We start from the raw sequence: 14044 nt of genomic DNA on the forward strand, positions 1-14044 counted from the left end.
CACGACCCACGACGTCTCACCCTACGGAGCCCTGATGACCACCCCCTCTTCTGACCCTGCTGCCGACGCTGTCACCCTGACGCTGCGCTACTTCGCAGCAGCCGCCGACGCGGCCGGGTGCATGGAGGAGCACCTGGAGGTCCCCGCTGGAACGACCCTGGCCGGGCTGCGCGAGGCGCTGGCTGGCAGGAGCCTGGCTATGGCGCAGGTGGTCTCGGTGTCCAGCTACCTGGTCAACTCCCTGTCCACCCCTGCGGACGCGCTCACGCCCCTGGCGGACGGGGACGCCGTTGACGTCCTGCCTCCCTTTGCGGGCGGGTGAGCCGCCGCTTGTCACGGTGGAGGCAGCCAGGCCCCTCGCCCTGTTGCTGCACATCTTTAGGGCGCTGGCTGCGGCAGTCGTTACCCGCAGCTGCTCCAGCACTACGGCTGGCTGCGCCGTGAACTTGTCACCGTCGCCGCCTGTACTGCTCTGGGTACGTGTGCACCGCAGCTGCATATTCACATGCAGGGCTACCTCAACGTTGACGGAAACACCGGGGAACTCATCGAGATCATCATCCAGATGGCCGTCTATGCCGACTTCCCCGCGGCTCTTAACGCCCTCACCCAGCTGCGGGCAGTGCTGGCCGAGCAGGAGGTTCCCTCAGCGGCCGCGGACAGCCCAGGTTGTCGAGGGTAGTAATAAGCCACAGTACTGTCCTGACTGTCCTGCCTCCTCAGCCCAGGTTGCTCCACTGGGCGGTCCCGTCGGCGAAGCGCTGGTGCTTCCACACCGGGAGGCTCCTCTTGACCTCCTCGACCAGCTCGCTGAGGGCCGCGAAGGCGGGTCCGCGGTGGTCGGCGCTGACTGCCACGGCGAGCGCGGTGTCACCCACCACCAGGTCCCCGACACGGTGGACGACCGCCAGGGCGCGCACGCTGTGGCGCACCCCTGCCTCGGTGGCGATCCGGGCGATGACGTCCCCGGCCGTGGGGTGGCAGGCGTAGTGGATCCCGGTGACCCCGCGGCCGCCGTCGTGGTTGCGTATCACACCGGTGAAGGTGACGAGGGCTCCGGCGGCGGGGTCCTCAACCAGGTCCGCCAGGTCGGTGACACTGACTGGAGCCGTGGTGACCTCGGCTCGCACCACGCGCGCCCGGCTCCCACCGGGTGCGGCGGCACACGGCCCAGGGCTCTGCTCGCAAGCGGTCATCACGATCCTCCATCGCCTCCCGTCCTGCCCCTGCCTGGCAGCAGCCCCAAGGCTACCCGCTGGCACCACCCCGGCCTGCGGGCCGGGAGGCTGTCCTGCGGGGCGGGGAGAGCGTGGGGAGACCTCGGGGAGGACCAGAGGAACCAGCGGCGGCCGCCGCAGCCCCCCGCCGCGGCCGCGCCGGGGGACAACCGGGGGGACAATGACGCCGCGTCCAACCCTCACCTGCGCGGAGCCTCCGCGCGAGCCCTCACGGAAGGAGGCCCGTATGCCGATGCTCGCCCCCGAGGAGTACCTGGCACAGGTGCTGGAGGACCTCACCCCCCTGGCGCCTGTGGAGGTGGCGCTGCACCGTGCCCACGGGCGCGTCCTGGCCCGCGACGTCACGGCCCGGCTCCCGGTGCCGCCGTGGAGGAACTCCGCCATGGACGGCTACGCGGTACGCGCCGGTGACACCGTTGGCGCCCGGGCAGGCTCCCCCGTGCGGCTGCCGGTCGCGGGCGACGTCCCGGCGGGTACCGTACCCCCGCCCCTGGAGCCCGGGACCGCCCAGCGGATCATGACCGGTGCCGTGCTGCCCGACGGCGCGGACGCGGTGGTCAGGGTAGAGGACACCGACCAGGCCCCCGGTCCCCGCCCTCTGCCCGGGGCGGTGGAGATCCGCGCAGCCGTGGCTGCAGGTGCCAACGTGCGCCAGGCCGGGGAGGATGTCACCACTGGGGCCCCGGTGCTGGCAGCGGGCACCGTCCTGTCCGCGACCGGGGTGGCCGCCCTGGCCTCGGTTGGCCTGGGCAGCGTCAGCGTGGTCCCGCAGGTGCGTGTCGCCGTGGTCTCCACCGGAGCCGAGCTGTGCGACGTCGGTCGGGAGCTGGCTGCGGGCACGGTGCCTGACTCCAACGGGCTGCTGCTAGAGGGTCTGGTGGCCGAGCACGGCGCCCGGTGCACCAGTACCACCCGTAGCGGCGACGACGCCGAGGAGCTGGTCGGCCACCTGCGCCGCGTCGCGTGCCACGCGGACCTGGTGGTCACCTCCGGCGGCGTCTCCGCCGGGGCCTTCGACCCCCTGAGTACCCTGGACAGTGCGCCGGACACTACGGGGGCAGGCCGCAGCGGCCCGGCGGCGGACGGGTCGGCCCCCGCAGGGCCGACCCCAGGTAGCCCTCCCCCGAGCCGCCTGGAGACCGACCTGGTTCCGCCAGCCCCGGCCCCAGTGCGCCTACGCCGCAGCGCGGTGGCGATGCAGCCGGGCAAGCCGCAGGGGCACGGGTGGGTGCGCGCTGAGGACGGCCGGGAGGTGCCACTGGTGTGCCTGCCGGGCAACCCCGTCAGCGTCCTAGTCTCCTTCACCACGCTAGTGGTCCCGGTCCTGGCCCGGCTGGGGGGCTACGACAGCGGCCGACCCGCAGAGTGGGACAGCCTGCCACCAGGTGACAGCGCCGCCCCCGGCCCGGCAGGCCACGGAGCAGCCTCCGAGCCCGCCGACCCCCCGGGCACGCGGGCTGGTGCCGCCCGTGTCACGGCCCTGCCAGGACGGGCGCGGGCGGCCACCAGCTGGACGACACCGCGGGGTCGGCGCCAGTACGTCCCGGTGCGGCTGGTGGCGCCACCCCCGGCTGCAGCGTCCTCACCGCCGCGGGAGACCACCCCTGACCGGGCGCGCCGACCGGAGCAGGCTGGCTGGGCAGACACGCGGCAGACCACCGCAACGAGCGGGACGGCCTGGGTCGCGCCCACCCACAGGCTGGGGTCGGGCTCCCACCTGGTCGCCTCGTTGCCCGCCGCCCAGGCGCTGGCGGTGGTGGAGGCCGACGCCGCCGGGGTCACCGAGGTCGCCGTGGGTGACGAGCTGGAGCTCCTACCCCTGCCGACTCCTGCCGCCCCTACCCGTGCAGACCTGCCCCGGAACCAGGCCGACAGCGTGCCACCTGCCCCCACGCCACCCGGAGCAGTGCCCCAGGGCGGCAGCCTGGCACCCCACGCCGACATCCCCAGTCCTGAGGGCAGTCAGGACCCCCGGGGCAGTCGGCAGGTCGTCCTCACCCACCTGGACGAGGCAGGCGCGGCACGCATGGTTGACGTCACCGGTAAGGCGCCCAGCGTCCGGCAGGCCCGGGCCACCGCCCTCGTGACCTGCTCGGCGCCGGTGGTCCAGGCGCTGCGCACGGGCAGCGTCCCCAAGGGTGACGTGCTGGCCGTGGCCCGCGTGGCCGGGATCGCCGCCGCCAAGAAGGTGCCCGACCTGCTCCCCCTGGCCCATGTCATCGGGGTCCACGGCTGCCAGGTGGACCTGGAGGTCATCAAGGAGGGGGTCCGCGTGGAGGCCACGGTACGCACTGCCGACCGTACGGGGGTGGAGATGGAGGCCCTGACCGCCGTCACCGTGGCCGGGCTGGCGGTGGTGGACATGGTCAAGGGCGTGGACCGCGACGTGGCGCTGCGCGACGCCAGGGTCGTGGCCAAGTCCGGGGGCCGCTCAGGAGACTGGAGCCGTCCCGCCAGCGCGGACGACACCGGCGGCACACAGGACACAGAAGACACTGGCAGCAGCCGGATCAGCCAGGAAAAGCAGGACAGGCACTGTGGCAGGTCCTGAGCCTACCGGGCGCCAGCCCGGGGTCCCTCCGCAGGCTGTCGGCACACAGGTCGGGAGTGAGGCCGTCGGCTGCCTCGGGAGCGCTCCCACGCTCGACGCCGTGGTCCTGGCCGGGGGCACGGGGCGGCGCCTGGGCGGGGCCTCCAAGCCCGACGTCGTGGCACGAGGCGCCCGCCTGCTCGACCACGTCCTGCGCGGCCTGGACCAGCTGCGCCACGACGGTGTGCCGATGGGACTGGTGTGCGTCGTCGCCCCGCAGACGGTGGCCCTGCCTCAGGGCGTGCTGCGTGCCCTGGAGGACCCTCCCCTGGGTGGCCCGGTGGCCGGCGTCGCCGCGGGCCTGGCCAGGCTGAGCCGCGCACGACCACCCCGGGCTGACAAGGGCCACCAGGCAGCAAGGACCTGCGCGGACCTGCCCGCAACCGGACCGGGCGGACCAGCGCCGCTGACCGCCGTCCTCACCTGTGACGCGCCACAGGGCTGGCGGGCGCTGCCCGAGCTCCTCCGCGCCTGCACGGAGACCGCGACCAGCCCCGACGGCACCGCCGACGAGCCCGGTCGGCCGCAGGCAGCTGCTCAGGGCGCGTGCGCGCTCCAGGACGGCTACGTCCAGTACCTCCTGGGGGTCTACCACACCGGTGCGCTGGAGCAGGCCGTCGCCCCGGGCGGGACGGCGCTGCGGGACACGGCCGTGCGCCGCGCCCTGGGCAGGATGGACGTCCGGGCCGTGCCGCTGAGGCGGCACCCCCGGGCCGCCCACGACCTGGACACCTGGGAGGAAGTCCGCGCCTGGGACCAGCAGACGTCACCGCGTGAGGCCCGAGGGCAGCCTGGACACAGAGGCGCCGCCCAGGACCGCGAGCGCGACCGCGGCAGCCACGAGGGCCGGCGTAAAACCTAGCCGCTGTACTCCGAAGCCGGTGAGCAGCGGGCCGACAGCCATCCCGCCAGCGTAGGCGAGGTTGTACAGGGCGAAGGAGCCGCCAAGCGTCGGCGGTCTTGCGGCGTAGCCCTGGTCAACGACCAGCGCCGTGGCAGGGACGAGGAGGAGTGCGGAGGACAGGCCCAGAAAGACCATCCCCACGCCTGTGAGCCACAGCTCGGTGGCGACACCGACGGTGACAAGCGCAGCAACCACGGCAGCCAGTCCAAGCGCGGTCAGCAGCCGGGCGGACACCGTGCCGACGCAGGAGCCGACCACCGGGTTGGCGATGACTCCGGCCAGCGAGGCCAGGGCGAACAGCAGGCCGACGCTGAGGGCGCTGGTGCCGAGGTGGACGGGGAGAACCGGTTCCAGGCTGGACAGGACCGCGGCCCCCACGAGGATGGCCACCGTGACTGGCACAGAGCCGGGGACTCTCAGGACGGCGAGCGGACCTGCGGCGTCGTCGCTCACGCGTGGGGAGTCCTTGACCAGGACGACGCGCAGCACCCCGTCCAGGCAGGCCACGCAGGCCGCGAGCAGGAAGGGGGAGGCGGTACTGAGGTGGTCCACCATGAACCCGGCCAGGACCGGGCCGACGAGGACACCGAGGGTGATTGTCGACAGCGCGGTCCCCATGGCCTGGCCGCGCCTGTCCATGGGAGTTGTGGCCGCGATCAGGGACAGCGAGGCGACCCAGGACATTCCCCCCGCGATCCCCTGGCAGAACCGTGCGACGAGGAGGAGCCAGTAAGGGCCGCCTACGGCAAAGAGCAGGGTGGCGGCCGCCAGTCCGACAAGGCCGACCAGTAGCGGGCTCCTGGGGCCGTAGCGGTCCACGGCGCGTCCGGCGGCAAAGGTCGCCATGACCATCGCCACGGCGTAGGAGGCGAACAGGACTCCTGTGGCTGCCGGGCCGGCGTCCAGCACCGAGGGCAGCAGCGGGAGCACCGGGACGGCAAGGCCTACCACGAGCATGTCCGTGAACAGGGCTATCGACCCCACGACAAGCGCGCTGGTGGCAGAGGTGCCCTGTAGTTCCAGGGCAGGATTATGACTCTTCATGAGAAGGGACTCCGTATTGGTCTGTAGAAGGGACTCCGTATTGGTCTGTGCGCGGCCCGCGCGTCGGGGTCACCGGAGCTCAACAGGCTCCAGGACCGCGTCGTGTCATCTGCAACTAGTAGCGATGACGGTCATTGCTTTCAGTAGCCGCCACCGCTCCGGAACTCAGGCAGCGGCGGTGTGCTGCTGCGGCACAACAACCACGGCAGACGGGGAGCCTTGTGGGAGACCCGGGGCACCCGGCACGCCCGACGCCCTCAGTGGTCCCCGCCGCCGAGCTGGTCCAGGACGTGGGGCACCAGGGGACCGATAACGGCGACGGTGTCCCTGACCCCGCCGCGCGACCCCGGGGCGTTGACTACCAGGGCGCCGTCGGCCTCACGGGAGGTGACCCCCACCAGTCCGCGCGACAGGCCGGCCAGCGGGGTGCTGGCCAGCCCGTGGGCGCGCACCTGTGCCTCGACCCCCTCCAGGCGGGTGGCCAGCAGCGGCGCGGTGGCCTCCGGGGTGAGGTCGCGCGGCATGACCCCGGTGCCTCCGGTGGTCAGCACCACGCGCGCGCCCGAGGCGAGCGCGTCGGTGATCGCCTCGCGGACGCTGTCCACGCCGTCGGGCACCACGACGACCTCGTCCACTACCACGCCGTGCCGACCCAGGAGCTCGGCCGCCAGCGGGCCCGAGACGTCCTGGCGCTCCCCGCTCACGCAGCGGTCCGACACCGTGACCACGGCGCCCCTCACCGGCTCCGACAGGGTGCGCACCCCGCGTGACCCAGCAGGCCCAGAAGGCGACGCAGGAGCCGACACCGAACCCGACGCAGCGACATCGGACACAGCGACATCCGATGCAGCGACGGCAGGGGAGGCAGGAGCACGTCCGCAGGCCGGGGACGCCTGGTCGGAAACCTGACCGGGTACCTGGTCGGGCACCCGGTCAGATACGTAGTCGGCACGGGGGTCGCTCATGGCACCCAACGGTAGCCACCGCCTCCCGGCACCACCACTCCCGGCCCACGACCTCGGCCCACCGCGCCTCCCGCCTGACCCGCTCCCCGATTTGCGGGACATCACGTTGACGCAATAACTAGCCGCGCCTCGTCGGATAACCCTCATTTCTCCTTGCTATTCTATGAAAAAGTGGCTTTCGTGGTGCGACCTGCACCGATCCGGGCAGACTTGCGTGGCACGTCGACGTCGTCGGTCACCCGTCCCGGCAGCAGGCCAGCAGGACCACCCGCCCGACACCACCCCCAGGAGCACGATGCCTACATCCACCGTCGCCGACACACCGGGCCGGGTCCTCACCGACTGGGACCCCGAGGACCCGAGCCGCTGGTCGGCCACCATCGCCTGGCGCACGCTGGCCATCACCACCTTCTCCCTCATGCTGGGCTTCACGGTCTGGTTTCTCCCCAGCGCCATCGCTCCACGGCTGGGCGAGGTCGGCTTCGACCTGTCCCGGGAACAGCTGTACTGGCTGACCTCCATGCCGGGGCTGTCCTGCGGGTTCCTGCGCCTGGTCTACATGTTCCTGCCGGCCACCATCGGCACCCGCATGATGGTGGGGGCATCTTCTCTGCTCTACGTCCTGCCCATGCTGGGCTGGTTCTTCGCCGTCCAGAACCCTTCCACCTCCTTCCCGGTACTGCTGGGGCTGGCCTTCACCTGCGGCATCGGCGCCGCCACCTTCTCCGGCTACATGCCCTCCACCGGATTCTTCTTCCCCAAGAGGCTGTCCGGCACCGCCCTGGGGCTTCAGGGCGGCCTGGGAAACATGGGCATGAGCGTCATCCAGCTGGCCGCTCCCTTCCTCATGAGCGCCAGCCTCTTCGGCCTGACCTGGGTCCAGCCCTTCGACGACGACGCCCCCATGGTGGTCAACGCCACCGTCTTCTTCCTGCCCTGGTCGCTGCTGGCCGCCTTCCTGGCCTTCACCTACCTCAAGGACGTGCCCGTCAAGGCCAACATCCGCCAGCAGCTCGACGTCTTCGGCAACATCGACACCTGGCTCATGACCGTCATCTACATCATGACCTTCGGACTGTTCTCCGGGTTCGCCGCCCAGACGGCGCTCATCATCAACAACAGCTTCGGCGCCAGCTCCCCGCTGGCCGACTCCTTCCCCGCCTCGCAGCTGCCGGCGGGCGCCTCCTACGCGTTCCTGGGCACCCTCATCGGCTCCTTCCTCCGATTTGCCTGGGGACCGCTGTGTGATCGCTTCGGCGGTGCGGTGTGGACCCTGGTCTCCGCTGTCGGGATGGCCGCCACCATGGCCTTCTGCGCGGTCCAGCTGACCAGCCCGGACCACCCCAGCGACTTCACCCCCTTCCTGTGGGGGATGCTTGCCATGTTCTTCTTCGCCGGGGTCGGCAACGCCTCCACCTTCAAGCAGATGCCTATGATCATGCCCCGCCGCCAGGCGGGTGGTGCCATCGGGTTCACGGCAGCGGTCGCCGCCCTGGGCCCCTTCCTGGTCGGGGTGGCGCTGTCCGTGCTGCCCGCTGCCACCTTCTTCTGGTGCTGCTCCGTCTTCTGCGTGGTGTGCGCCGTCATCACCTGGGTCCGCTATGCCAGGCCGGGAGCCAAGCGCCCCGGGTGACCACCCGCCCACGGCCGCAGCCAGGCTCGTGGCGCGGCCGCCGGGGCTACCAGCCGGGCACAGGTCAGCCCGCAGCAGCCACGAGCACGACAGACGCACCCAGGAGCAGCAATGACCACCACCCGCCCCGCAGGCAGCCCCCAGGACAACCATCCCACCGTCCCCGGACCCGGCACCCAGGTCGAGAACGTCCCCGGACTGTTCGCCCTGGGCTCCTACCTGCGCCGGGGACAGCCCTCGGCCGACGCCCGCAGGCTGTTCCTAGAGGGCGGGCGCGACGCCGACACCTTCTACCGGCACCGGTGGAGTCACGACCGAATGGTCCGCTCTACCCACGGGGTCAACTGCACCGGGTCGTGCGCCTGGGAGGTCTATGTCTCCGACGGGGTCATCACCTGGGAGAAGCAGGCCACCGACTACCCCACCACCGGCCCGGACATGCCCGAGTACGAGCCCCGGGGCTGCCCGCGCGGGGCGGCGTTCTCCTGGTACACCTACTCCCCCACCCGCATCCGCTACCCCTACGTGCGCAGCGTCCTGCTGGACTCCTTCCGTGCCGCCAAGGCCGCCAATGACGGCGACGCCGTGGCCGCCTGGGCACAGGTCACCGGCGAGGAGGACACGGCCCGGGCCTACAAGTCAGCCCGCGGTAAGGGCGGCATGGTGCGGGTGAGCTGGGAGGAGGCCATGGAGATCGTGGCCGCCGCCTACGTCCACACCATCCGTACCTGGGGGCCGGACCGTATCGCCGGGTTCTCCGTCATCCCCGCGATGTCCCAGGTGTCCTACGGTGCCGGGGCCCGCCTCCACGAGCTCATCGGCGCCACCATGCTCTCCTTCTACGACTGGTACGCCGACCTGCCGCCGGCCTCCCCCCAGGTCTTCGGTGACCAGACCGACGTGCCCGAGGCCGGGGACTGGTACAACTCCCAGTACCTCATCATGTGGGGCTCCAACCTGCCCCTGACCCGCACCCCCGACGCCCACTTCATGACCGAGGCCCGCTACCACGGCCAGAAGGTCGTGGCCGTCTCCCCCGACTACGCCGACAACACCAAGTTCGCCGACCAGTGGCTGCGGGTGGCGCCGGGAACCGACGGCGCCCTGGCCCAGGCCATGGGACACGTCATCCTCTCCGAGTTCCACGTGGGCAGGCGCGAGCCCTTCTTCCTGGACTACATGCGCCGCCACACCGACTCACCCTTCCTCATCACCCTGGAGGCCTCACCTGACGGTACCGGCCTGGTGCCCGGGCGGTTCCTCACCGCCTCAGACGTGGAGGGCGTGGCCCAGGGCGCACCGAAGAACGAGTTCCGCCCCCTGGTGTGGGACCGTCAGCGCGGCCCGGCCGACCCAGGCGGGACCCTGGCGGACCGCTTCACCCCCGAGGGCGAGGGCCGGTGGAACCTGCTCATGGACGGGGTGGACCCGGTCATGAGCATCCTGGACCTCCACGAGCCCGGTGCCACCGGGACCGGGACGTCCGCACCGCCCGCCGACGGGTCTGACCCGGCCTCTGCCGCGCACCTCCCGGTGCAGGCAGCCGAGGTGCTCCTGCCCCGCTTCGACCTGCCGGGCTCGCAGACTCCCCAGGGAAGCGTGGGCGGAGGGGTCGTGCGCCGTGGCGTCCCCGTCGCCCGGGTGGGCGACCGGCTGGTGACCACGGTCTACGACCTGCTGCTGGCCCAGTACGCGGTGGCACGCCCCGGCCTACCCGGCCAGTGGCCCGAGGGCTACCAGGACGCCACCGTCCCGGCCACCCCGGCGTGGGCCAGCGAGGTCACCGGCGTGCCCGGACCAGCCATGATCAGGGTGGCCCGGGACTTCGCCCTCAACGCCGTCGAGTCGGGCGGACGATCTCAGGTTCTCATGGGCGCGGGCATCAACCACTACTACCACGCCGACCAGATCTACCGCACCATCCTGGCACTGACCTCCATGTGTGCCACCCAGGGCGTCAACGGCGGCGGCTGGGCCCACTACGTGGGGCAGGAGAAGGTCCGCCCCATCTGCGGCTTCCAGCAGTACGCCTTCGCCCTGGACTGGCACCGCCCAGCCCGGCAGATGATCTCCACGGGATTCTGGTACCTCACCACAGACCAGTGGCGCTACGACTCCACCTCCGCCGAGCGACTGGCCTCCCCCCTGGGGCCGGGCACCATGGCGGGCAAGACCACCACCGACACCATGGTGGAGGCCATGAAGCGCGGCTGGACCCCGTCCTACCCCACCTTCAGCCGCTCTCCCCTGCTGCTGGGCCAGCAGGCGGCGGCCGAGGGCATGGACCCCGCCGACTACGTCGTCAAGGAGCTCCAGGCGGGCACCCTGCGCTTCGCCTGCGAGGACCCTGACGCCCCGGAGAACTTCCCCCGCATCGTGTGCAACTGGCGCACCAACCTGCTGGGCAGCTCGGCCAAGGGCACCGAGTTCTTCATGCGCCACATGCTGGGAGCCGACAACGACGTGAACGCCGCCGAGACCGCCCCCGAGGACCGCCCTGTCTCGGTGACCTGGCGGGAGGAGGCACCCACGGGCAAGCTGGACCTGCTGTGGACCTCAGACTTCCGCAACACCTCCTCCACGCTGCACTCCGACGTCGTCCTTCCTGCCGCCACCTGGTACGAGAAGCACGACATCTCCTCCACGGACATGCACCCCTTCGTGCACTCCTTCAACGCCGCCATCGACCCGCCGTGGGAGGCACGCACAGACTTCCAGATCTTCCAGGACCTGGCCGGGCTCATCTCCGCCTGGGCGCCGCGCTACCTGGGCACCCAGACCGACGTCGTGGCCGCCCCGCTCAACCACGACACCCCCGACGCCCTGACCATGGCGCACGGCGATGTCTCCGGCCTGCCCCGCGAATGGGTTCCCGGGGTGACCATGCCCAAGCTGGTCCCCGTCGAGCGCGACTACACCCAGATCCGGGCCAAGTTCGACACGCTGGGGCCGCTGGCGGAGAGGCTGGGGCTGCCCTGCAAGGGCATCATGCTCAAGCCCGGCCCCGAGGTGGAGCGCCTAGCCCGCAACCACGGGACCTCCTCCTCGGGCCAGGCAGCAGGCCGCCCCCTCCTCGACACCGACATCCGGGCGGCCGACGCCATCCTGACCCTGTCGGGCACGGCCAACGGGCGCATCGCCACCCAGGGGTGGCAGGACCTGTCCACCCGCACCGGCACCGAGATGGTCGGGCTCAGCGCGGAGGAGGCCGCCAAGATCATCTCCTTTGAGGACACCCGCACCAAGCCGCAGGGAGTCATCACCTCCCCGGAGTGGTCCGGCTCTGAGCACGGGGGTAGGCGCTACTCGGCATTCGTGGTCAACGTGGAGCACGCCAAGCCCTGGCACACCCTGACTGGGCGCATGCACTACTACCTGGATCACGACTGGATGCGCGACATGGGCGAGTCCCTGCCCGTCTTCCGCCCGCCCCTGGACTTCCACGCCCTCTACGGAGAGACCCCTCCCGGCACAGTGGGCACCAGCCAGGAGGGCACCGCCCAGGTGGCGGTGCGCTACATCACCGCCCACAACAAGTGGGCGATCCACTCCCAGTACTTCGACAACCTCCACATGCTCACCCTGGGACGCGGCGGCCAGACCATCTGGATGAGTCCTCAGGACGCGGACAAGATCGGGGTGCGGGACAACGAGTGGGTCGAGGCCTACAACCGCAACGGCATCGTGGCCGCGCGCGCCGTCGTGTCCCACCGCATCCCCGAGGGCATGGTGTTCATGCACCACGCCCAGGAACGCACCATGAACACGCCCCTGACCGAGCGCAGCGGCAGGCGCGGAGGCACCCACAACTCCCTGACCCGCATCGTGCTCAAGCCCAGCCACTTTGCCGGGGGCTACGGCCAGCTCGCCTACGCCTTCAACTACATCGGCCCCACGGGCAACAACCGCGATGAGGTCACCCTCATCCGTCGTCGCAGCAACCAGGAGGTGACGTTCTGATGAAGGTCATGGCCCAGATCGCGATGGTGATGAACCTTGACAAGTGCATCGGCTGCCACACCTGCTCGGTAACCTGCAAGCAGGCCTGGACCAACCGCGAGGGCACTGAGTACATGTGGTTCAACAACGTGGAGACCCGGCCGGGCGTGGGCTACCCCCGCGGCTGGGAGGACCAGGACCGGTGGCGCGGCGGCTGGGAGCGCACCGCCAGCGGGCGCCTGCGGCCGCGCTCCGGGGGTCGTCTGCGTCGGCTGGCCCAGATCTTCGCCAACCCGGACATGCCCACGGTCGAGGACTACTACGAGCCCTGGACCTACGAGTACGACCGCCTGCTGTCGGCCCCCAAGGACTCCCCCACCGTCCCGGTGGCCCGGGCCCGCTCCCAGCTGACGGGCGAGTACATCCCCACCATCGAGTGGGGACCCAACTGGGACGACGACCTGGGCGGCTCCACCGAGACGCTGTCGGAGGACCCGGTCCTGGTCGGCATGAGCACCAAGGTGCGCACGGACATCGAGTCCGCCTTCATGTTCTACCTGCCGCGCATCTGCGAGCACTGCCTCAACCCCACCTGCGTGGCGGCCTGCCCCTCCGGCGCCATGTACAAGCGCACCGAGGACGGCATCGTCCTGGTAGACCAGGACGCCTGCCGCGGGTGGCGCATGTGCGTGTCAGCCTGCCCCTACAAGAAGGTCTACTTCAACCACGCCACCGGCAAGGCGGAGAAGTGCACCCTGTGCTACCCGCGCCTGGAGATAGGCGAGCCCACGGTGTGCTCCGAGACCTGCGTGGGGCGCCTGCGCTACCTGGGCGTCCTCCTCTACGACGCCGACCGGGTCTCCCAGGCGGCCGCCGTCAAGGACCCCCAGGACCTCTACGCCGCCCAGCGGGAGATCCTGCTGGACCCCCACGACCCGCAGGTCGTGGCCGGGGCCCGGGCACAGGGTGTTCCCGACAGCTGGATCGAGGCCGCCCAGGCCTCCCCCGTGTGGGACCTTATCGACACCTACGAGGTAGCCCTGCCCCTGCATCCGGAGTACCGGACCATGCCTATGGTCTGGTACATCCCGCCCCTGTCCCCCATTGTGGACGAGGTAGCAGCGGCAGGCCTGGACGGGGAGGACCACAAGGTCCTGCTGACCGCCGTCTCCGAGATGCGTATCCCTCTGGAGTACCTGGCAGGTCTGTTCACGGCGGGTGAGACCAACACGGTGGAGCTGGTGCTACGGCGCCTGGCCGCCATGCGCTCCCACATGCGCGAGGTCCGCCTAGGCCGCGAGCCGGACCCGGCCATCGCCACCAGCGTGGGCCTGGATGCCCAGCGCCTGGAGTCCATGTACCGGCTGCTGGCCATCGCCAAGTACGACGACCGCTACGTCATCCCTACTGCCAAGCCGGAGGTGCCCCGGGGCATGGCCGGGGTGGAGGGCGCGGACCACGACGTGCGCCTGCTGCTGGGCGAGGGTGCTCCCGCAGGCTGCGGCTCCGACGTCGCCTCCTTCCACGGCGCGTCCGGGGCTACCAGGGTGACTCTACCTGTGCCCACCATCAGGAGGGAGCCGGTCCCCGCCGCAGGCCCGGGCACCTCCCCGGTGGGCGTGCCCCGGCCAATCGGCACCGACGTCCCCGCCACGGGCACCGCCGCAGGTGTGTCTGCGGCGCCGGGCGCAAGCGCAGCAGCGCCGACGACGCCGGGCGGGGAGTCCTGAC

The 14044-nt window shown here is 71.2% G+C and carries 9 protein-coding genes and 2 pseudogenes; 8 read left to right on the top strand and 3 right to left on the bottom strand.

Annotation, left to right across the window (positions count from 1 at the left end):
• Positions 1–34 precede the first annotated feature (34 nt).
• Both D4740_RS05300 and D4740_RS05305 read left to right on the top strand, forming a co-directional pair.
• Positions 35–322 (top strand): MoaD/ThiS family protein, encoded by a 288-nt coding sequence (locus D4740_RS05300; protein WP_119835881.1) that lies wholly within the window; start codon positions 35–37, stop codon positions 320–322.
• Between the two features lie 111 nt (positions 323–433).
• Positions 434–682, top strand: coding sequence for a carboxymuconolactone decarboxylase family protein (locus tag D4740_RS05305; RefSeq protein WP_259390685.1), 249 nt, complete (start codon positions 434–436; stop codon positions 680–682).
• 37 nt (positions 683–719) lie between these two features.
• On the opposite strand, the gene D4740_RS05310 is transcribed toward D4740_RS05305, so the two are convergent.
• Positions 720–1196, bottom strand: coding sequence for a molybdenum cofactor biosynthesis protein MoaE (locus D4740_RS05310; protein WP_182911345.1), 477 nt, complete (start codon positions 1194–1196; stop codon positions 720–722).
• Positions 1197–1470: 274 nt separating this feature from the next.
• On the opposite strand from D4740_RS05310, the pseudogene D4740_RS13515 reads away from it, so the two are divergent.
• From D4740_RS13515 to D4740_RS05325, 3 genes and pseudogenes are all read left to right on the top strand, one after another.
• Positions 1471–2196, top strand: a pseudogene (locus D4740_RS13515) (molybdopterin molybdotransferase MoeA); the annotation flags it as partial.
• Between the two features lie 984 nt (positions 2197–3180).
• A pseudogene (moaC, locus tag D4740_RS05320) lies at positions 3181–3702 on the top strand (cyclic pyranopterin monophosphate synthase MoaC); the annotation flags it as partial.
• Between the two features lie 73 nt (positions 3703–3775).
• Complete coding sequence (locus D4740_RS05325; RefSeq protein WP_119835884.1) at positions 3776–4690, top strand: molybdenum cofactor guanylyltransferase; 915 nt, start codon at positions 3776–3778, stop codon at positions 4688–4690.
• Here the strand turns inward: D4740_RS05325 and D4740_RS05330 are convergent.
• Both D4740_RS05330 and D4740_RS05335 read right to left on the bottom strand, forming a co-directional pair.
• The gene (locus tag D4740_RS05330) at positions 4595–5776 is read right to left on the bottom strand and encodes an MFS transporter (protein ID WP_119835885.1); all 1182 of its coding nucleotides are present in this window, start codon (positions 5774–5776) and stop codon (positions 4595–4597) included. The two genes, D4740_RS05325 and D4740_RS05330, sit on opposite strands and share 96 nt — an antisense overlap.
• A 257-nt stretch (positions 5777–6033) precedes the next feature.
• Positions 6034–6537: a molybdenum cofactor biosynthesis protein B gene (locus D4740_RS05335; protein WP_396027230.1), complete on the bottom strand. Its 504-nt coding sequence runs from the start codon at positions 6535–6537 to the stop codon at positions 6034–6036.
• Between the two features lie 499 nt (positions 6538–7036).
• Here D4740_RS05335 and D4740_RS05340 point away from each other — a divergent pair, with 499 nt between their 5' ends.
• From D4740_RS05340 to narH, 3 genes are all read left to right on the top strand, one after another.
• Entirely contained in the window at positions 7037–8374 is a 1338-nt protein-coding gene (locus D4740_RS05340) for an MFS transporter (RefSeq protein WP_119835887.1), read from the top strand.
• A 111-nt stretch (positions 8375–8485) separates the two neighbouring features.
• A complete protein-coding gene (locus D4740_RS05345; protein ID WP_119835888.1) occupies positions 8486–12334 on the top strand; it encodes a nitrate reductase subunit alpha in 3849 nt (1282 codons plus the stop codon).
• A complete protein-coding gene (gene narH / locus D4740_RS05350) occupies positions 12334–14043 on the top strand; it encodes a nitrate reductase subunit beta (RefSeq protein ID WP_119835889.1) in 1710 nt (569 codons plus the stop codon). The genes D4740_RS05345 and narH overlap by 1 nt, the downstream gene beginning before the upstream one ends.
• The last annotated feature ends 1 nt before the right edge of the window (position 14044 follow it).

It is taken from the genome of Actinomyces sp. 2119 (assembly GCF_003591215.1).
In the GTDB taxonomy this organism is placed as follows: domain Bacteria; phylum Actinomycetota; class Actinomycetes; order Actinomycetales; family Actinomycetaceae; genus Actinomyces; species Actinomyces lilanjuaniae.